General features: G+C 63.2%; 16 protein-coding genes. 9 read left to right on the top strand and 7 right to left on the bottom strand.

Annotated features, from left to right (window positions below; translation table 11 throughout):
- Positions 1–2 precede the first annotated feature (2 nt).
- The 5 genes from thrC to ACPQ6D_RS01035 all read left to right on the top strand — a co-directional run bounded on the left by thrC (position 3) and on the right by ACPQ6D_RS01035 (position 7,118).
- Positions 3–1,325: a threonine synthase gene (gene thrC, locus ACPQ6D_RS01055; RefSeq protein WP_423222431.1), complete on the top strand. Its 1,323-nt coding sequence runs from the start codon at positions 3–5 to the stop codon at positions 1,323–1,325.
- Positions 1,326–1,488: 163 nt separating this feature from the next.
- Positions 1,489–2,271 (top strand): class I SAM-dependent methyltransferase, encoded by a 783-nt coding sequence (locus ACPQ6D_RS01050; RefSeq protein WP_423222430.1) that lies wholly within the window; start codon positions 1,489–1,491, stop codon positions 2,269–2,271.
- A 28-nt stretch (positions 2,272–2,299) separates the two neighbouring features.
- Positions 2,300–5,341 (top strand): hypothetical protein, encoded by a 3,042-nt coding sequence (locus ACPQ6D_RS01045; protein ID WP_423222429.1) that lies wholly within the window; start codon positions 2,300–2,302, stop codon positions 5,339–5,341.
- A 112-nt stretch (positions 5,342–5,453) separates the two neighbouring features.
- Positions 5,454–5,627: a hypothetical protein gene (locus ACPQ6D_RS01040; protein ID WP_423222428.1), complete on the top strand. Its 174-nt coding sequence runs from the start codon at positions 5,454–5,456 to the stop codon at positions 5,625–5,627.
- Positions 5,628–5,642: 15 nt separating this feature from the next.
- Positions 5,643–7,118 (top strand): hypothetical protein, encoded by a 1,476-nt coding sequence (locus tag ACPQ6D_RS01035; RefSeq protein ID WP_423222427.1) that lies wholly within the window; start codon positions 5,643–5,645, stop codon positions 7,116–7,118.
- Between the two features lie 214 nt (positions 7,119–7,332).
- Here the strand turns inward: ACPQ6D_RS01035 and ACPQ6D_RS01030 are convergent, their stop codons facing one another.
- From ACPQ6D_RS01030 to ACPQ6D_RS01015, 4 genes are all read right to left on the bottom strand, one after another.
- Positions 7,333–11,586 (bottom strand): DNRLRE domain-containing protein, encoded by a 4,254-nt coding sequence (locus tag ACPQ6D_RS01030; RefSeq protein WP_423222426.1) that lies wholly within the window; start codon positions 11,584–11,586, stop codon positions 7,333–7,335.
- 170 nt (positions 11,587–11,756) lie between these two features.
- Positions 11,757–12,206, bottom strand: coding sequence for an Hsp20/alpha crystallin family protein (locus ACPQ6D_RS01025; RefSeq protein WP_423222425.1), 450 nt, complete (start codon positions 12,204–12,206; stop codon positions 11,757–11,759).
- A 54-nt stretch (positions 12,207–12,260) separates the two neighbouring features.
- A complete protein-coding gene (locus ACPQ6D_RS01020) occupies positions 12,261–12,716 on the bottom strand; it encodes an Hsp20/alpha crystallin family protein (RefSeq protein ID WP_423222424.1) in 456 nt (151 codons plus the stop codon).
- A gap of 272 nt (positions 12,717–12,988) precedes the next feature.
- Entirely contained in the window at positions 12,989–13,465 is a 477-nt protein-coding gene (locus ACPQ6D_RS01015; protein ID WP_423222423.1) for a BON domain-containing protein, read from the bottom strand.
- Positions 13,466–13,676: 211 nt separating this feature from the next.
- On the opposite strand from ACPQ6D_RS01015, the gene ACPQ6D_RS01010 reads away from it, so the two are divergent.
- A complete protein-coding gene (locus ACPQ6D_RS01010; RefSeq protein ID WP_423222422.1) occupies positions 13,677–14,561 on the top strand; it encodes a hypothetical protein in 885 nt (294 codons plus the stop codon).
- Positions 14,562–14,597: 36 nt separating this feature from the next.
- On the opposite strand, the gene ACPQ6D_RS01005 is transcribed toward ACPQ6D_RS01010, so the two are convergent.
- Genes ACPQ6D_RS01005 through ACPQ6D_RS00995 form a run of 3 tightly spaced genes read right to left on the bottom strand, consistent with a single transcriptional unit; the run spans position 14,598 to position 17,054 of the window.
- On the bottom strand, positions 14,598–15,440 hold the full coding sequence (locus ACPQ6D_RS01005) for a YwiC-like family protein (RefSeq protein ID WP_423222421.1): 843 nt from the start codon (positions 15,438–15,440) through the stop codon (positions 14,598–14,600).
- A 36-nt stretch (positions 15,441–15,476) separates the two neighbouring features.
- Positions 15,477–16,262 carry an ABC transporter permease gene (locus ACPQ6D_RS01000; RefSeq protein ID WP_423222420.1) on the bottom strand — a complete coding sequence of 262 codons (786 nt, stop codon included), beginning with the start codon at positions 16,260–16,262 and terminating at the stop codon, positions 15,477–15,479.
- Positions 16,263–16,265: 3 nt separating this feature from the next.
- Positions 16,266–17,054 (bottom strand): ABC transporter permease, encoded by a 789-nt coding sequence (locus ACPQ6D_RS00995; RefSeq protein WP_423222419.1) that lies wholly within the window; start codon positions 17,052–17,054, stop codon positions 16,266–16,268.
- Positions 17,055–17,306: 252 nt separating this feature from the next.
- Between ACPQ6D_RS00995 and ACPQ6D_RS00990 the strand changes: the two genes are divergently transcribed.
- The 3 genes from ACPQ6D_RS00990 (at position 17,307) to ACPQ6D_RS00980 (ending at position 19,291) form a co-directional block, all read left to right on the top strand.
- Positions 17,307–18,188 carry a 3-hydroxyacyl-CoA dehydrogenase family protein gene (locus ACPQ6D_RS00990; protein WP_423222418.1) on the top strand — a complete coding sequence of 294 codons (882 nt, stop codon included), beginning with the start codon at positions 17,307–17,309 and terminating at the stop codon, positions 18,186–18,188.
- Positions 18,189–18,293: 105 nt separating this feature from the next.
- Positions 18,294–18,692, top strand: coding sequence for a DUF3887 domain-containing protein (locus ACPQ6D_RS00985; protein ID WP_423222417.1), 399 nt, complete (start codon positions 18,294–18,296; stop codon positions 18,690–18,692).
- Complete coding sequence (locus tag ACPQ6D_RS00980; RefSeq protein ID WP_423222416.1) at positions 18,659–19,291, top strand: pseudouridine synthase; 633 nt, start codon at positions 18,659–18,661, stop codon at positions 19,289–19,291. The genes ACPQ6D_RS00985 and ACPQ6D_RS00980 overlap by 34 nt, the downstream gene beginning before the upstream one ends.
- The last annotated feature ends 20 nt before the right edge of the window (positions 19,292–19,311 follow it).

The raw sequence follows: 19,311 nt of genomic DNA, 5'->3' as shown, positions 1-19,311 counted from the left end.
ACATGATCGCTGCCTGGTTTCAATGCTTCCGGGGCTGCCCGGGGAAGTACTCTCTGTATGAGGTCATGTACACCTGCCCCACATGCGGCGGGCTGCTGGAGGTGGCGCACGACATGGACGCGCTGCGCGCGCGCAGCGCCGCGGGCTGGATGTCGCTCTTCGAGCGCCGCGCCAGCACCACGCAGTGGCCGTATGGCTCTGGCGTCTGGGGCAAGCGCGAATGGATCATCCCCGACCTGGCCGACGAAAATGTCGTCTCCCTGTTCGAGGGCAATTCCAACCTCTTCTGGGCCGAGCGCCTGGGCAAGCAGATTGGCCTGCCAGACCTGTGGGTCAAGATGTGCGGCAACAGCCATACCGGTTCGTTCAAAGACCTGGGCATGACCGTGCTGGTCAGCGTGGTGAAGCAGATGATTGCTCGCGGGCAGCCGATTCGGGCCGTGGCGTGTGCATCAACCGGCGACACGTCGGCCGCGCTGGCCGCGTACGGCGCCGCGGCCGGCATTCCCACCATCGTTTTTCTGCCGCAAGGCAAGGTCAGCGCGGCGCAGTTGATCCAGCCGATCGCCAGCGGTGCGCTGGTGCTGGCGCTGGATACTGATTTCGACGGCTGCATGCGCGTCGTGCAAGAAGTGACGCGCGACAACACGATCTACCTGGCCAACTCGATGAACTCCCTGCGCATCGAAGGTCAGAAGACGGTCGGCATCGAAATTGTGCAGCAGTTCGATTGGGCGGCGCCGGATTGGATCGTCATCCCCGTGGGCAACCTGGGCAATATCAGCGCCGTGGGCAATGGCCTGCTGATGATGAAAGAACTGGGCCTGATTGATCGCCTGCCCAGGTTGGTGGCCGCGCAGGCGGCCAAGGCCAACCCGCTCTACCTGAGCGCGCAGAACGGTTTCCAGGAAAAGGTGGTCGTGCAGGCGCAGCAGACCCTGGCCTCGGCCATTCAGATCGGCAATCCGGTCAGCTACGAGAAGGCGGTCAAGACGCTGCAAGCGTTCGATGGCGTCGTGGAGCAAGCTACGGAGCATGAGCTGGCCGACGCTGCCGCGCGCGCGGACCGCACCGGCATGTACACCTGTCCCCACACCGGCGTGGCCCTGGCCGCGCTCTTCAAGCTGGTCGCACGCGGCGTGATTCAGCCCCACGAACGCGTCGTCGTCATCTCCACGGCGCACGGCCTGAAATTCACCCAGTTCAAGATGGGCTATCATGAGGACACTCTACCCGAAGTGGAAGCCGTGGCCGCCAACCCGCCCGTCTACCTGCCGCCCGACGTCAAAGTCGTCAAAGACGTCATTGCGCGGCGCATCGGCTAGTCTTCACACGGTTTTGCCAGTTTACCGATTTGCCCCACTGCATGTATAATCTCCCTTACGAAGGCTCATCCCCTTCGATTGATCTCTGATCTCTAATCCCCGATCTCTCATCTCCGCCTCCCGCATCTTACCCCCGCGCGACCCAAGAAACGAATCAACGCCCATGACCGACGCAACCAAGACCTATTTTCGTCAAGCCGATACCGTTCTGCGCTGGTGGTTTCCTGAAGATCCCACCCACCCGCTCTATCCGCATTTCGCCGAACAACTGCGCTGGGTGCTGGCGCAGCAGGATTGGCGCGGCCAGCGTGTGCTCGACATCAGCACCGGCAAGGGCCGTTTTGCTGTCAACCTGGCCGCGCAGGGCGCGGACGTGACCGCGCTGGATATTGCGCCGCAGATGCTGGCCCTGGCGCAGCAGGCTGCGGATGAACACGGCGTAGGTGTCCAGTTCGTGCAGGCCGACGCCGAGCAGCTGCCTTTCGCGGACGCCGCTTTCGACACCGTACTCTGCATGGAAGCCATTATGCACGTGCCGCATCCGCAGCGCCTGGTGGACGAAATGGCGCGCGTGACCCGCCCCGGCGGCGCGGTCATGCTGAGCATGACCAACCGCTGGCGCATCAACGCGCTGGGCGAGGCGCCAGGCGCGCTCTATCGCAGGCTTGGCCTCGCGCAGCGACCGTCCACGCCGCGCTACATGTGGCACTATTCCGTGCCCCAGTTCACCCGCTTTCTGCGCCAGGCCGGGCTGACCGTGCAACGATTGCACGGGCAGGGCCTCTTTCAAGCCAATGCCCGGCTGTGGCTCAGCAGTGACATCTCCATCCCCCTGTTTCCCCGTTGGTTTGCGGACGCCTTTTTTGCGCACGTCGAGCCATTCCTGCGTGAAACACCGCTGCGCCAGGTGATGGGTACGGTGATGGCAGTGGCCTACAGACACTGACGCCGAATCGCTCCAGGAGGACCGCCCAATGCAGAACCAACGCCGCTGGCTACCGATCCTGATCCTCATCTTGATCGTTCTGTGTCTTGTGCTTTACTTCCTGGTGCGTTGGGAAATTCCGGTCATTCCAGGGCCTCGCACACGCACGCCCACCCCAACGAAAGTGCGTGAGATACCGACGCCCACGCCGACGCCCACGCCGACGTTCGCCCCCAAGCCGGTGTGGGGGCCAGGCAACTATGTCCTGATGCGCCGGGACGACTACCGGCCGACAACGCCGCTGCCGCCGAGTTTTCCCGCCCTGGCCTCGCACATTGATGTCATCTGGGATCAAATCCCGGCTACCGGGGGCGTGTTCAACTGGTCTGCCATCGAGGCCAAAGTCAATCAGATTGCCGCGCAGCAGATCACCCTGGCTGATGGTCGCAGAATCCCGCGCCCGGTTTGGCTGACCCTGCCTGTCTTCTGGAGACAAGGCGAGGGAGGCGTCTGCAAATACAGCGGGCCAGGGGGTTACGTTCTCGCTGTGCCCACCGCGTTTGCGCCGCGCGGACAAGTCGTGCCCGCCTTCAACAACCCCGGCTTCCTGGATGCTTATCGGACCTTCGTCCTGGATGCCGGTCGTCAGTGGAACGGCGACCCTCGCATTGCCGGCGTCATCATCGCCGGCGGTTATGACAACGAGACGCAGATCGGCGCCAATTATTGTAATGTACTAGGCAACGACGATAACTTCCCGGTGACGAAACAGGACATGACCCGTTTTGTCACCAACGCCATTCAGGCCTTTCACGCCGCCTTCCCCAACAAGCCGGTTTACCTCAACTTCGCGCCGGCGCCCACCGACAAAAGCCGCTGCGATTGGGTCAACCTGATGCTCTCCTACAACCCGCGCCACATCGGCGTCGGTTTCAATGGCATGAAGCCCGATGTGCCCGCATTTGTCGAAAATAGCAACAGCTCCGGCTATACCGGCATTGACTGCGGTTCCCTGGAGTTGATCAAACGCTACGCCGAGATCTTGCCCGTCAAGTTCGAGCCGGTCACGGGTTTCCCCAGCGGCGACAACTCGGAGCTGCAATGGCGCTATTGGTCCTGGCTGCTGGCGCTCACGGCGCGCGTCGACTTCGTGGATGTTCAAGACCCCTGGTTCTGCAGCCCAACCGACGGCAGCGACACCTGCATCCCCCCGCCCACGCTTAGCCTCAATGCTGTGCAGACGCCCAATCCGGCAACAGGCGATGCCGGCTTTCCGGTCAATTTTGGCGACTGGATCGAACGCCAGCTCGGCAAAACCGCGGCCACGAACGACCAGCTTTGGGTGGTCTTGCGTGAAACAGAGTATCCCTTGAATGGCAGTGTCTGCGGGGGTTTCTGCACCGGTTGGCCGGGCGACTTCGAACATTACATCAAAGTCCAGGCTGCGGCGCCCGCGCCGGTTCACCTCAGCGCTTTCTGCGGGGACGCGTCGTGCAACACCGCCGGTTTGCCATTCCCCGCGGTCGTGGGGCAGACACCCGCGTCTATCTACTCGCGCCATGCCAAGCAGATGCAGTCCACGCGCCTGGGATTCGATGTCGTGGACACGGTCTACGCCGGACGCCAACTAAGCAACGTGACGCTGCGCCTGGCCTATGTGGACAACGACCCCAGCGATTTCGACATCATCTATGCATCCGATGCCGCCGGCGCGCGCCAGCGGCTGACGGTGGATCGCCAACGCACGCAAGCTACAGGCGCCTGGCGCTGGTTCACCTCGGCGCCGTTGACCCTTTTTGCCGGCAATCAGCTCGACGGCGGGGCCGACATCCTCATCGAATACACCGGCGCAGGCGCCAAACCGATCCTGCACATGCTGTGGCTGGATCTGCGCAATGTCACCACGGTCGGCGTTACTCCGACCGCTACCCCTACCGTCGTCATCGTCCCGCCTGTGCTGACCAACACGCCCACAGCGCCCACGCCGACGCGTACGCGCACGCCAACAACCGCGCCGACGGCCACGCGCACCTGGACGCCGACGGCAACGAATACGCCCACGCCGACCGTGACCATCACACCAACGGCCACCCCAACATGGACGCCAACGCCAACCAATACGCCGACGGCGACCCCCACGCGCACCTGGACGCCCACGCCAACAGCCACCCCGACCTGGACGTGGACGCCCACGGCGACCCCCACGCGCACCTGGACGCCCACGACCACTCCAACATGGACGCCGACGGCGACTCCTACGCCGACTGCCACGCGCACCTGGACGCCGACGCCGACCGCCACGCCAACGAACACGCCGACTGCGACTCCCACGCGCACCTGGACGCCGACGCCAACGGTCACCCCAACATGGACGCCGACCGCCACGCCAACGCCGACGCCGACCGCGACGCCAACGTGGACGCCGACGCTAACCAACACGCCGACGGCGACTCTACGCGCACCTGGACGCCGACGCCGACCGCCACGCCAACGAGCACGCCGACCGCCACGCCAACGAACACGCCGACTGCGACTCCCACGCACCTGGACGCCGACGCCAACGGTCACCCAACATGGACGCCGACGCCGACCGCCACGCCAACGAACACGCCGACCGCGACCAACGTGGACGCCGACGCCAACCAACACGCCGACGGCGACTCCTACGCACCTGGACGCCGACGCCCACTACAACGGACGCCAACAGCAACCAATACGCCGACGCCCACGGACACGGCGACGATCACGCCGACGCCCACTGATACGCCAACGCCAACCGACACGCCAACGCCGACCGATACGCCAACGCATACGCCGACGCCCACCGACACGGCGACGCCAACTGATACGCCAACGCCAACTGATACGCCAACGGTTACGCCGACAGCAACCGAGACGCCAACGGACACGCCCACGCCCATTCCCACCAGCGTCGGTGTTTTCCAGTTGGGGCGCGCAGGTTACGAGGGCAGCAGCGACACGTTCATCAGCCTGTCATCGCCAACAACCAACTTTGGTGAGGATGCCCTGCTGCGGTTGCAGGCTGGCGGCAAGTCGGCCGTCCTCCTGCGTTTCGATCTGTCCAGTCTGAGCGGCCGGCGGACGTGACCAAAGCCACGCTGGTTGCACGTCCGCCAGCGTTCCACCAACACTAGGCTCTTCATCGCGGCGTATGAAATGGCCCGGCTTGGGATCCAACCGCAGTGACGTGGCTCGAGGCGCGGCCCGGCGCGGCCTGGCAGACGCCCGGCGGCGATCGAGCGCAAGCGCCCGCGGCGACAGCCATTCTGCTGGCCGATCACATCTGGTATCGCATGGATGTCACCCCACTGGTGAGGGTTGGGTCAGCGGACAACGCCCCAACTACGGCCTGCTGATCCGGGCCACCAGCGATGCGCCGGTGCGTTTCGATCTCGCCAGCAACGAAATACCCGCAGGCGCTGCAGCCGCGCCGGTGCTCAATTTCCTCCCTGACGCCAACGGCGACGCCAACCGCGACCATCACCCCGACGAGCACCGCCACACCGACCGCGACCATCACGCCGACGAGCACGGCCACGCCAACCGCCACGGCGACGAGCACGCCCACCCCACGCGGACGCCGTCGCCCACCGCGACCATCACGCCGACGAGCACGCCCACCCCGCGCGGACGCCGTCGCCCACCGCACCATCACGCCGACGAGCACGGCCACGCCAACCGCCACGGCGACGAGCACGCCCACCCCCACGCGGACGCCGTCGCCCACCGCGACCATCACGCCGACGAGCACGGTCACGCCAACCGCGACAGCGACGAGCACGCCCACCCCCACGCGGACGCCGTCGCCCACCGCGACCATCACGCCGACAAGCACGGCCACGCCAACCGCCACAGCGACAAGTACGCCCACACCCACGCGGACGCCGACGCCGACCGCGACCATCACGCCGACGAGCACGGCCACGCCAACCGCCACAGCGACGAGCACGCCCACCCCCACGCGGACGCCGACGCCCACCGCGACCATCACGCCGACGAGCACGGCTACGCCAACCGCGCCCGTGGTGAGCGGTCAGGCCAAGATCGAAATCGTGTGGCCGCACGGCGGCGCGCCGGTGAGCGAAGCTAATCTCGCCAACATCACGGCCTATCTGTTCGAAGATGCAAATCTCAACCCAGTAGCCTGCAATGCCGCCCCGACCGTGCGCCTCTGGATGGCAAAGAACAACGACCCCGCCAGTTTCATTGCTATCGGTGAAAAGCGCCTGACCACGGTCTCCGGTCGCACCTTCGCAGTGTGGGACTTCAACGACGTAGATGTGAGCGCAGCGCGCGATCCGGCCAACACACTGCATTTCTTCGTTACATTGGATGAGCAAGTCATGGCGCACAACGTGTGGTCGCACGGCAGCAACCCGATCACGCGGCCGCCCGCGCCGTTGACGCCAAGCGGTGTGACAGCCGGCCGGCCGCTGGCGCTCGACGCGCGTATCGTCTCGTTGCAAGCGGCTGATAATCTGCCCGTGAATCTGGCGACGCGCGGAACGTTGACGGTGAATCTATTCGTCGCCAACAGCTTGCAGGCCGTCACAGGCGGCGGCGGCTGGCAGCCTGATGTGCGCCTGCACTGGGCCGTCAACGCCGGCGTGGATCGCGCGCCGCAGGGCGTGCCCGGCGCGCCGCGCACGGTCAACGCCGGCGGCTTCACCTACACGAGCTGGGAGTTCGCCGATTTCGATCTCAGCCTGGCGCGCGATCCGGCCAACAAGCTCTATTTCTGGGTAGATGTGCCGGACGTGCCCACCTTCAGCAATGTGTGGGTCTACGGCGCGGACGCGCGCACCAACTTCCCGTTAGCCGACGTGCCCGCACGGAGCTGCCAATAGCAGCAATGAAAAAGCCGCTGCGGCAAGTAACGTGAGATGGTCACTTACAGCGGCGGCTGAATTCAAAAGGGCGCAAATGTTCCTGTCTTCCAATGACAGTTGAGCCACGAATTACACGAATTGACACCAAACAGAGTGTAGATGCTTCGTGAAAATTCGTGTAATTCGTGGCAAAACCTGATAGTCAAACGGAATCGGCGGTCTCGCTGCTACGCTACGGCTCCAGGTAGACGATGGTCAGCCTGGGCCGCTGCGAAGGCACACCCCACAGCGGCGACGCCAGATTGTACTGCACCTGCGCCGGACCAGCGGCTTCGAGGAGCAGCCCCAGGTTGGCGGCCGGCGTCTGCTGCCAGGCCGTCACCGGTCCCGTTACATCCCACGTAAACCAACGACCAACGCCGTTGACCTCGGCGCTTGCCGCGGCCGGGGTCAAGCGATCGGCCGCGCCTTGCGCGCCCCCCAGCTGCCAGGGTGTGGCCGCGGTGGCCCGGTTCCAGGTCGCCTCGGCCGCTGCCCACGGCCGCGTCAACTGGTAGACCATGCCGGTCAGGGCAAACGGGTTCGAGCTGCTGTCCGCATACAAAGCCAGCGTCGCGCTGATCACCGTGCTGCCGCTGGGCAGCGCGCCATCCAGGCTAAAGCGCAGGAGCGCGCTGGCAATGCCCGGCGCGCGCAGGCTGAGCATGGCATCGTTGGCGTAGTTGGCGTCGGGGAACCACTGGTTGAGGCTGGTCGCGCTGCTGCCACTTTGAATCGTCACCGTCTGCGGCGCCGCCACGCGTGGGCGATACGTGATCGTTAGTTTGGGCCGCTGAGCAGCCGTCGCGGCCTGGGCGCTGGCAAAGGCCCATTCCACCTGGGTTCCACCGCTGGCTGTGATCAGCACACCAGCATTGCCCACGGGGTTCACTGCCCATTGCGCGACCGCCGTTGTCAGGTCCAGGGAGACCCAGGCGCCGACGCCGGCCGTCTGCGCCGCGGCCACAGCTGTGGCGCTGCGGTCAGCCGCGCCGGCCGCGCCCGGCGCCTGCCAGGCTTCACCGCTGCGCGGCCGCAACCAGGTGATCGCGTCTTCGTCCCAACTCCGCAGGAGCGTAAAGGCCATCAGGGTTTGCGGCGCGCTGTTGCTCTGGCTGACTGCGTACAGCTCCAGGCGCGCGCTGATAATCTCAGAGGCGGCGTTGAACCCGGCCAGGCCGCCCAGGTCAAAGCGCAGCGCCGTGTGCGCGCCGGCGCTTGTGCGCAAGATGAGCACCGGCTCTGCGCCAAAGTTGGTCGTAGGATACCAACTGTGCAGGGTGGCGTCACGCGCGCCGCTGTAACTGCCCTGCCCCTGCTGAAGCACGACCGTCGTGAGCGTCGCCGTCGGCTGCGGTGTCACTGTGGGCGCGACTGTGGATGTTGGTGTGCGCGTGGGCGTCAAGGTCAGTGTGGGAGTTGACGTTGGCGTCAGCGTCGGCGTAGCTGTCGCACCAACGGTTGGCGTGGGCGTGAGGGTGGCGGTTGGGCCAGGCGTCGGCGTGCGCGTGGGCGTTTGTGTGGCCGTCGCGGTTGGCGTACGCGTGGCCGTTGGCGTCGGCGTACAGCCCACGCAGGCGGTGGCCGTGGGCGTTTGGGTCGGAATGTCCCCAGGCAGGAGATATTCAATGCGCAGCGACGGCCGATACGTGATGTCGGGCCATTCGCTGCTGGCAAAATCGTACTGCACATTGCGATTGGCATAGGCTTTCAACACCAGGCCCCGATTGCTGCCCGCATTTTGCACCCAACGCTGCACGATTTGGGTCAATTCCAAACGCGCCCAGGCGTTGGCGCCAAAGACGTGTCCCCAATCTTCCGCATCTGGCGACCGATCGGTGCTGGTGTCATTGGCGCCCGGCACACCCCAGGGCGAGCCATTGCGCGCCTGCAGCCACGTCACCTGCCAGGCAGTCCAATCGCGGTAAAGATCGAATGCGCGCAGGTAGAACCCCGCGTCTACCGTGGCGGCCGTGGAAAAGAGCTTCAGGTCCGCCTTACGCACCAGCGCGTTGGCTGGCAGTTGGCCGGCCAGGTCGAAGTAGATCAAAGCCGCAAACTCATCGGGATGGCGCACCGACAGCTTGGTCTGCCCCTCAAAAATACCGTTGGGGCTCCAATTGCTGATGTAGGTGTCAATCACGCCGCTGTAGCCGCCGAGGCCTTGCTGCAGCGTACGCACGCGGGGCGTCGGCGTCGGGATCGGCGTCGGCGTCACGTTGACACTGGTCGGGGTGGCCGTTGGCGAAGGCGTGGGCGTCAGCGCGCCGTCGGGCAGCACGTAGCGGATCACCAGTTGAGGTCGCTGCGCCGCCTGGGGCCATTCCGCGCTGGCAAAATTGACCTGGGTCACGCTACTGTCTGCGGTAAACAGCGCCAGGCCGCGATTGGTCAATGGATCAGCCTGCCAGGCGCGCACCGCGTCCGTGACATCCAGTTCAACCCACGTGCCGGCGTCGCCGGCCGGGCTGAGATCATCCAGCGAAGCGCGGCGATCGCTCCCCAATCCTCCGGCGCCTGGCTCTGTCCAGGACGAGCTGGCAGCCGCCTGCTGCCAGGTTGCATAGGAAGCAGACCAGGGACGCAGCAGGCGCGCCGCGCTCAACGCCAATTCGCCGGGAGCGGTGCGTCCGGCCACGTACAGGCGTAACGTCGCCACCACCACCGGCGCATCTTTGGGCAGCAGATCAAGATCGAAGGTCACCAGGGAAACGCCCTGGTTATTGCCGCGCACACCCAGCACGTCATTGGCGCCGAAGTTGCGCGTGGGGAAGGCCGCGCTGAGCGCGGCGTCGCGTGCGCCCGCGTAAGGCTGGCCGTTGTCCAGCGGGCGGCCCTGCTGCAGCGTGAGCATCACCGTCTGGGGCGGCGCCACGGCGCTGTGCGGCTGCACCTGCACGAAATGGATGATCTCGTTGCCATCGCCGCGGCTGTGCAGACGAAAATCGCTGCCGGCATGGTCGCCGCCGCCAGGCTGTTGGTTGTTGAACTGCGCGCCTGTCGCCGTAAAGGTGACTGTTTTCCAGGTGGAGGTGTTGGTTTTTTGCACCAGCCCCGCGCCCTGGTAAAGCGTCGCGGCCGTGGGGTATTCCAGTTCCCAGGTATCGGCGCCTTGATCCAGGTAGGTAATGCTGATGTCCAGCGTTTCGCCGTGGTGTAGGGCGACGTAGCCGTCGGCGATGTCGAAGTAAAGATAGGGATTGGCCGGCGCATCGGTGCGGCGTGTAAAGCGGCCCTGGGGCGATGAGCCGACATTCCAGAGGGGCACGCTGCGTCCCCCTGGCGCCTGATCATTTTGCCACAACCAGAATTCGTAGTTGCCGCGATCGGGAAACCAGGTGCGTTCCGTCTCTCGCAGCGCCGTCCACACGCTCGGCGTGTCCAGCAGGCTGCGGCCCAGGTGGGCATTGGCAAAATCAAGCAGAGGCCGGCGGCTGGCATCGGTGGTGATGTCGCTTGCCAACACCATGTAATCGGCGTGTTTGTCCAGGCCGTTGTAGATGCCCCAGGTGGTGCCGGTCAAGCCGGTGAGCAGGTAATCATAGCTCTCCCAACCGATGGGCACGCGATCGCCCCATTTTCTCATCAGGTCGAACGCGCCCGCCTGGTAGAAGCTGTAGGAGGGGTCGTCATAAGCCACGCCGTCGTTATCGGGCAGAAGGCCGTTGTGCTTGAGGCCAACGCCGCGGCTGGCGGCATAGTCAGCGAACTGCCGCCGCTCCGTGTCATGTTGAAATACAGAGGCCATCTGCAAGAGCAGCGGCGTGCGCTGAAACGCGTTCAGATAAATGTCGGTGATGGACTCAACCGTTTGTATCCACAGATCAGAGGTCAAGCCAGCGCTGACCGCGCAGGACTGGAAATCGGCATCGGTCGGATGTGTTTCGCCGAACGTGCCCACGCCCATTTCCACCCAGGCCAGCCGTGGATCACCATCGTAGCGCGCGGCCAGCGCCTGGATGAACTGGGCGTACGCGGCCTGGTAAGCCGCGTCCCAAGTCTTGGGAATGATCCAGCCTTCGTCGCAGGTCAAGCGGGCGCTGGGGTGTTCGGAATAGACCCAGTGCGGCGCCATGTTGCCGCCGCAGCAAATGCCCGAATAGGTGGTGATTCCCATGCCGCCAGGCAGACCCCAGGCAGCTTCGGTCTGCAGCCAGGCGTCAATCTGGCTCCAATCATAAACGCCAGGCGCCGGGTTGAGATACTTCCATTCAAAAATGATGTTGCTGCCTTTGATCGGAAAGCGCCGCGGGTCGAGATGGCCGAAATCTTCGAAGGCGTAGATGCCCGGATGCAGGGCTTGCGCCGCGGGCAGCGCGGCAGCGGGAAGCGGCGGATCGGTAGGCTCAGAACGACGGGCAGCCGACACACGCGAGAAGGCGGCCGTCAAGGCAGTCAACGTGATGAGGGCGAGGAGCAAGAGCGTGACTCTATTCGGTTTGAGCATAAATAACCCCATAGTATGCGCCCAGGATAGCACAGCAACATTAAGCGTGCATGAACCTCGCGCCCGACCCGATGTCAGTTTTGTCAGATAACAGAAACGGAGGGCTGGATGCCCTCCGTTTTGCTTAACTTCTGTGCATGACCACGAGCAGTCTCATGGATACAGTCTGTTTACTTGGCCGTTACCTTGATGCTGCGCGGGCGGATCGCTTCCGCCTTCGGGATGGTCAGGGTCAAAACGCCATTCTCGAATTCGGCATTGGCCTTGTCAGCCTGCACCGGCACATTCAACGTCAACGTCCGACCAAAACGACCGTAGCCTCGCTCCTGCATGACGTAGTTGACGTTCTCCGGCGGCGCAACCATCTCGCCGCGAATGGTCAGGGTGTCGCCCTCGATCGTGATCTCGACATCTTCCGGCTTGACGCCCGGCACAGACGCCAGGATGATCACTTCATTCTCTGTCGTGTACGCGTCTACCGGCAGGCGCAGCGCGTGCTCGCGCTCGCCATTGCCAGCCCAAGCTGGCCGTACGAAGCTTTCTTCCAACAGGCGATCCATCGCGTCCCTCAGCGTCACCGCGTCACGAAATGGGTCCCAACGTGCAATAACTCTTGCCATTTTTATCCTCCGCTTGTTCTTCAAATGATGATTCGTTACAACTGGCTGCTTGTGTTATGACTTCTTGTTGATCTGCAACCTGGTCTGCTTGGCCGAAGCCGCCTTCGGCAGCTTGAGCAAGAGCACGCCGTTCTCGAACTCGGCCGTTGCCTTGTCCACATCAACGCTGGCCGGCAGCGCCAGGGAGCGCTGGAACGAGCCGTACTTCCACTCACGATAGTGGAAATTGGTCTCCTTCTCCTCTCGGTCTTCTTTGGTTTCGCCCTTGATCGTGAGGAGATCACCAGACACCGAAATATCCAACTCCTCAGGCTTGACCCCCGGCACCGCGGCCTTGACTACGATCTCGCTATCGGTTTCAACCATGTCAACGGTCAGGCTGTTGACGCCTTCGTGCGCAAACGGCCAACTCGCAAATGGGCGCACAAAGCTGTCTTCCATCAAACGATCAATCGCTGAGCGCAGCGACATCATGTTGCGCTGCGGCTCCCACTTGGTTACATTTGCCATGTTTCGCCTCCATCTGTTTGGTCATTACTCGTCATGTTCGCCGCGTGGCTATGGCGCATCGCTTTCACGTACCATCACAGCTGAGCTATCGTTTTCGCTTCACTACGGCCCATGATGCCAGGCAAGTGTTAGAGAGCGATAAGATCAGCGTTAGAAAAGTGTTGGAGAATAACGCCCAGCGGAACGAACGCGCAGAGATGGCAAAGCAAACCGCCAGACCAGAAACCATGGTATGAGCGTTCTGGCCTGGCGGCGGACGGAGGGAGACGAAATCAGGCAGGCGAAGATAGCGCGCTGAACAGGCTGGCGACGGGCTGTTCTGCCGGGCTGAGAGACATTGCCTCTTCCTCCACGCCGCGCACGCCTGGAATGCCCTGCACGATGTCCTGGGCTGTCTTGCGCAGCGCAGCCGGCAGAACGCCCACCAGCGTGACATATCCCAGGTACGCGTTCACACGCACGGGATACGCCGCCGTGCGCGAGTCAGCGGCCAGGCGCTGCGCAGCTTTGGCCTCTAAGATGTTGTCAGCAACGAGCTTGTTCGTCACTGCGACCTGGCCAGCCACGGCGCGCGCCAGGGCCAGCGCGCTGTTGGCCACAGCCTCGCTGCGCACAAAGCCGTGCAATTCAATACCGTCTGCACTCGTCTTGACGGCAATCCCGGCGGCGGCGTGTCGGAACGGTGGGTAACTCGCCAACGCGCGCCGCACCTCAGCCGCTGCGAGCTCGATGGTGGATGATGATGCCATAGCCTTACTCCTCATGGTCGTGTGGGGGCGATCAGACTGTTGTTTCTATTATCGCGCCGATTCGCTTTTTTTGCACTCCCAGCCGCCGCGATCAACGATCTCAATCGCCCGATCTGCCCGCAGTTGAAATGCACTCCCTGGCTGTACGGAATTGCACCTGGTAGCTAATGCTGGTATGATTATCAGCACGTGAACCAAAGGAGATTCTGTCATGAACATTAACGACCTTCTCAAGGCTATGATGACGCCTGGCGGCCAGCAGCCGGCCCAGGCAGCAACCGGCGATGACCCCCTGGCGGGGATTCTCGGCGCGTTGCTCGGCGGCGGCGGGGCAGGCGCCGCGCAGCAGCCAGGCGGCGGCGGGCTAGAAGATATTCTCGGCGGCTTGCTCGGCGGCGCCGGGGCAGCCCAACAGCCAGGCGGCGGCGGTGGGCTGGAAGATATTCTCGGCGGCCTGCTCGGCGGCGCCGGAGCGGCCCAGCAGCCAGGCGGCAGCGGTGGGCTGGAAGATATTCTCGGCGGCCTGCTCGGCGGCGCCGGGGCCAGGCCGGGCGTTTCGCAGACGCCGGGCGCCGTAACCGGCGGAGCAGGCGCGGGTGGCTTGATGCAAACCCTCATCCAGGTCTTGGGCGGTCGCCAGGAGTTTGCAGGCATCATCGAAGGCCTGGCTGCCAAGCTTGGCCTCCCTCCAGCCATGGCACAGACCGTCGTTGCTTTTGTGTTGGAGAAACTGCTGAGCGGAGGCAGCGCAACGGTTAGCGCTGCCCCGTCACGCAAACGTCAGCCAGCCGTCTCCGCGCCGCAAACAGGCGCCAGCCGGCCGCGCAAGCCGACCCGGCCGGACAGCGGATCGCTGCGCGAGATGTTCCAGCAAGGCGCACGCATTGAACCGGGCTATCTGAAGCGGTCAGGTTTGGCCAATGAATTGGCGCAGCGCACAGGCATGGACCCCGCCACGGCCACGCAGAGCCTCGACTATGTTTTTGGCGCGCTGCAAGGCCAGGTCAGTCAGTTGAGCAGCGAGCGCACCGAGGTTGAAGGCCTGAATCCCGCGCCGCAGGGGCATCGCCGCGATTTGCCGAACGCGGGTCATTGAGCGGCCAATCCGCGGCCTGACGTTTGGCCGCGCGGCCTACGGAAGGTCCGGGGACAAACGCCAGGCCGCAATGAAAAGCAAGGTGAAAAGCGTGCTCACAATCAATTGGCGCACACCGACACGCGCCGGCTTGAGGCCAGCCGCGGGCCGCAGTGCGCCATAGACCGTTTCCGCGGCCTGCAGCACAAAGGGCAGCGGCAGCCAGGCTGGCAGCACGCCGCGCCAAGCCAACACGATGACGGCCGCCAGGTTGAACCACGTGTAGGCCAGGGCGCGGGCGGCGACACGCAGGCGCTGACTTACGGAGGGCAGCGTCTTCCAGGGGCGCTGCTCCAGGCGCAGGGCGGCATAGACAATGGATGCCGCGGACTGAAACCACGTCAACGCCCAGAGCCACCAGCCCATCGGGTCCTGCGTCCCCTGGCCGATCCAGAAGGCGGCCGGGGCCGCCAGCGCCAGCACACCGCTGGCGACGATTTCAACACCGATTTGACGCCTCTCCGCACGACGCGCGACCAGGATCAGATGCCACAAAAAAACGGGCAGGCCAGGCAGGGCAAGAACAGCCAACTGCGCCTGGCCATGCCGCCAGAGTCCCCACAGCCCAATCGAACCGAGCAAGCCATACACGGCGACCCAAAAAACAGCCGGCGCCACATCTTGTGGCCCGCGGCGTTTGCTCCACACCTTGACGAGCACCGTCAACGGTTGGCGCACCAAAAACGCGGCCAGCGCAGCCACGATCAGCCAGGTCGAAGCAGCCGTCCAGCGGCCGCTGGCCGCCAGTCCGATCAGCAGAGGACTAAATAGAAACACCCACGAACCATGCTCTTGGGTGATGGCAATGTGTTTTTGCCACAATGACGGGCTTAGGATCATGAGGTTGCCTCGGCGCGGTGTGGTTGAGGACTGCGCTCAGGAACTGGCGCTGGCATAGTGCTTGACCGCATAGCTCCAAATGGCACTGGAGAAAACCAGGCTGCCCACTGCCAACACGACGGCGGCGCCGCCCCACCAGATCGTGAGTTTACCAATCACCACGGCGGCTGGTACCGTGGTGATAAAGGCAACCGGGACCACAAACGTCAACAGACCGCGCGCCCAGCCAGGGAAAGCATCCACGGGGTAGCGCGCGGTCTCGAAAACCGAGTTGAACAGCTCGATCATGTTGTCAATACGCACCGCCCAAAACGCGATCGAAACCACCGCCAGGCCGATGCTGTAGACGATCACCAGGCCGCACACGAGCAGGAGGGCAAACAACAGCCAACTGCCAGCAGAAATCGAACGGTTGAGCTGGGGCGAGGCAATGAAGAGCACGGCGATGCCGAGCGCGAGGTTGGAAAACTGCCAGATGACCAGGTGGCGCAGGCTGGCGATGAACTGGCTGTTGACCGGCTTCATCAGCACAAAGTCAAACGTGCCGCTGCGGATGCCTTCCACTAATTTCTCCACATTGGGGCGCACAAGGCCCCAAATCACGGCGTTGGCGCAGGAGAAGAGGCCAATCACGAGCAGCGCCTCGGGGTAAGTCCAGCCGCCGATGGTATCGGTGAAACGGTAGAAAATGCGCACACTGACCAATGTCCATGCGAACCAAAAGGCAGTCATGAACACGTTGATCAAGAAATTGACCCGGTATTCCAATTCCACGAGAATGGCGTTCCGGTAAAAGGCTTTGAGCAACTTGAGATAGTACATCGCTCACGCTCCGGCGGCGCTGTAGTTGCGCACGCCCACGCGCCACAGCCAGGCCACCAGCAGCGCGAAGAGCGCCACCCAGGCGGCCATCAACGCAAAACCAGTCGCCAGGGCTTCGCCGCCCAGCTTGCCCAGCAGAATCTCGGCCGGAAAGGAGAGCATGAAGCGAAACGGCAGCACCGAAGCCGCCGCGGCGACGGCCGGCGGGAAGAAACTGAGCGGCGCAATGATGCCGCTCAAAAGCATCCGCACGCCGTACCAGAAGTCGCCAATGGCGGATACCTGCGAAGTCCAGAACGCCAGCAAGCCGCAGGCGAACATGGAGAGGAAGACCAACGCCCAGGCGCCGGCCAACGCAATCAGGAAGGCAATGATAGAGAAAGGCGTCAGATAAGCGCGAAAGCTGGGAACCGCGGCGATGAAGATCAACAGCGGCGGCCCCATGACGAGCAAGCGGATGCCCTTGTCGGCCAGATTTTCTGTCATGTGGTGATAGATGGGGTGCATAGGGCGCAGCAGGAAGGGCGACAGCTCGCCCAGACGAATTTGCCGATCCAATTCCCAGCTCACCCAAACGGCCGTCATCTGGCGAACAAAGAGAGCAACCACATAGTAGGCGACAAAATCGGCCTGGCTATAGCCGCCAATCGGGCCGCGGGCGGCCAGCGCGCTCCACAGTCCCATCATGATCAGGGGCAGGAAGCCCGAGGTCATCCAGATCAGAATCATGACCCGATATTCGAGCATCACGCCCCAGTCAGCTTTGAGCATGACCAGCAGTTTGTTCCACATCGCCGGCTCCCAAGATCGAGCGGATGGGGGACAAGGCCTGCATTGTAGCGGCAGAACGCGTTTCAGTCAACGTTGTGTCTGCCCGCCCATGCCCATCGGCCGCTTCAGCTCGCCGCGGCGTTCATGACGCGCTGTGACGTGACAGGTTGCTTGATTACGCAAATCTGTGTACAATAAGACTACAGAAATAAAATACACCTCGTCGGTGGCATGGGGCAAGGGTGCCTTCATGTGCAGGGAGGAAATGGGGCCATGATCAAGTCCACAACTGAGGCGCTGTGGCTGCGCACAAGCGCGGTGTTGGGCGCTGGGACAATGGGAAGTGGTATTGCCTACATCAGCGCATTGGCCGGACTGGAGACGCGTCAGTATGACCCGCTGGCGTCCTCGCTGCATAAGGCCCAAGCCTACCATGCGCAGGCGCTCAGCCGTGCTGTCAGCAAACAGCGTCTGACCCAGGCTGCGGCCGACGCGGCCCTGGCCTGTCTATCCTATCATGACAACCTGGCCGATGCGGCGCGCGGCGCTGATCTCGTGATCGAGGCTGCGCCAGAACAGATTACACTCAAACAAGACTTGTTTCGCCAGATTGAAACGCTGGTTGAACCCACCACGATCATCGGCAGCAACACCAGCTCACTGCCGATTACGGAGTTAGCCAGTGTCCTCGGCCATCGCGACCGCGCGATCGGCATTCATTTCTTCAATCCCCCGGCGTTGATGACCCTCGTCGAAATCATCCCTGGCCTGGATACTGCGCCAGAAACGGTTGCAACGGTGGAGGCGTTTGCGCGCCAGGCAGGTAAGGACCCGGTCATCGTCAAGGACTATCCCGGCTTCATCACGACACGCGTGGGGCTGATGTATGTGGCGGAAGCGATCTTCGCGCTGCAAGAAGGAGTGGCGGAACGTGATGCACTGGACAAGGCCATGCGCCTGGGCTACAACTTCCCCATGGGGCCGCTGCAGTTGGCGGACCTGGTTGGCCTGGATGTGATGCTCAACGTGCTCGACGCCCTGTTCGAAAACTATCGTGATGCCCGCTATCGAGCGCCGATCCTGCTGCGCAAGATGGTCCAGGCTGGCAAGCTGGGGCGCAAAACGAGCGAAGGCTTCTATCACTACGCGGAGTAATCAGAAAAGGACATCGCAAGCATTGATGACAAAAGGGGGTGAAGTGTGTTGTTTGGTGTGAGTGGAAGACGGGTCTGGCTGCTGGTACTACTCGGAGCAGCGCTCATGCTGAGCGCCTGTGGCGGTGCGCAGGTCGTGACCTTGAGCGGCAAGGAACGGGATGCGGTCCTGACCTACAGCGAGCCGATGACCGATAACCTGTTAGCCGGCATGAACGAAGCCAATTACGCCCGCTTTGCGCTCAACTTCGATGAGCAGATGAAGAAGGCTATCACCGAGAAGGCGTTCCAGGACATGCTCAGCAGCATCGGCGGTAAACTGGGCGCGTATCAGACACGCGAGGTGAGCCTGGTCGAAGATACCGGCGCCTATATGCGAGTCACCTATACGGCAAAATTCGCCAACGAAGACGGCGTGACCGTGCGTGTGGTATTCAACGATGGGACGCCGGATCATCTCATCAGCGGACTGTGGTTCGATTCACCCAAACTGCGCCAGAAGTGAGGCGCGGCGCACGCTATTTTCTCCTGAATAAACCGTACGGCGTGCTGTGTCAATTCACGGATGCGGCTGCCCGACCGACGCTCGCCGGGTTGTTTCCGGTGACCGACATGTACGCGGCCGGGCGGCTGGATGCAGACAGCGAAGGGCTGCTGCTGCTGACCAACGATGGCGGATTGATTCATCGCCTGGCCCAGCCATCATTCAAGCAGCCCAAGACTTACCTGGCGCAGGTGGAACGAATTCCCGACGAGGCAGCCCTGGCCCGTCTGCGCCAGGGCGTGGTCATCGAAGGCCAGACCACCTTGCCGGCGCAGGTTGAATTGCTCAGCGCCCCGCCCGCGCTGTGGGAACGCAGCGCACCGATTCGGTTTCGTCAGTCGGTGCCCACGGCCTGGCTGCGCTTAGTGCTGACGGAAGGGCGCAATCGGCAGGTGCGCAAGATGACAGCGGCTGTGGGCTTTCCAACCTTACGCCTGGTGCGTATCAGCATTGGGCCATTCACCATCGGAGATTTGCAGCCTGGTCAGTGGCAGGAGGTGCCCGCCTCACTGGTCAGGCGGCTGCTCAACAATTCTCGGCCCCAACAGGGGTCTGGATAAGTATAATCACTTTAGGAGGC

This window comes from Candidatus Amarolinea aalborgensis (genome assembly GCF_900491745.1).
Lineage (GTDB): Bacteria > Chloroflexota > Anaerolineae > SSC4 > Amarolineaceae > Amarolinea > Amarolinea aalborgensis.
The sequence above is the reverse complement of the archived record's forward strand: the minus strand, read 5'-3'. Positions and strand labels throughout refer to the sequence as shown.

Coding starts and splice junctions, on each gene's coding strand:
- thrC (WP_423222431.1), top strand. CDS start 3: ATGATCGCTGCCTGGTTTCAATGCTTCCGGGGCTGCCCGGGGAAGTAC.
- ACPQ6D_RS00995 (WP_423222419.1), bottom strand. CDS start 17,054: ATGTGGAACAAACTGCTGGTCATGCTCAAAGCTGACTGGGGCGTGATG.
- ACPQ6D_RS01000 (WP_423222420.1), bottom strand. CDS start 16,262: ATGTACTATCTCAAGTTGCTCAAAGCCTTTTACCGGAACGCCATTCTC.
- ACPQ6D_RS01010 (WP_423222422.1), top strand. CDS start 13,677: ATGAACATTAACGACCTTCTCAAGGCTATGATGACGCCTGGCGGCCAG.
- ACPQ6D_RS01030 (WP_423222426.1), bottom strand. CDS start 11,586: ATGCTCAAACCGAATAGAGTCACGCTCTTGCTCCTCGCCCTCATCACG.
- ACPQ6D_RS01025 (WP_423222425.1), bottom strand. CDS start 12,206: ATGGCAAGAGTTATTGCACGTTGGGACCCATTTCGTGACGCGGTGACG.
- ACPQ6D_RS01005 (WP_423222421.1), bottom strand. CDS start 15,440: ATGATCCTAAGCCCGTCATTGTGGCAAAAACACATTGCCATCACCCAA.
- ACPQ6D_RS01035 (WP_423222427.1), top strand. CDS start 5,643: ATGCGCCGGTGCGTTTCGATCTCGCCAGCAACGAAATACCCGCAGGCG.
- ACPQ6D_RS01015 (WP_423222423.1), bottom strand. CDS start 13,465: ATGGCATCATCATCCACCATCGAGCTCGCAGCGGCTGAGGTGCGGCGC.
- ACPQ6D_RS00990 (WP_423222418.1), top strand. CDS start 17,307: ATGATCAAGTCCACAACTGAGGCGCTGTGGCTGCGCACAAGCGCGGTG.
- ACPQ6D_RS00985 (WP_423222417.1), top strand. CDS start 18,294: ATGCTGAGCGCCTGTGGCGGTGCGCAGGTCGTGACCTTGAGCGGCAAG.
- ACPQ6D_RS01020 (WP_423222424.1), bottom strand. CDS start 12,716: ATGGCAAATGTAACCAAGTGGGAGCCGCAGCGCAACATGATGTCGCTG.
- ACPQ6D_RS01045 (WP_423222429.1), top strand. CDS start 2,300: ATGCAGAACCAACGCCGCTGGCTACCGATCCTGATCCTCATCTTGATC.
- ACPQ6D_RS01050 (WP_423222430.1), top strand. CDS start 1,489: ATGACCGACGCAACCAAGACCTATTTTCGTCAAGCCGATACCGTTCTG.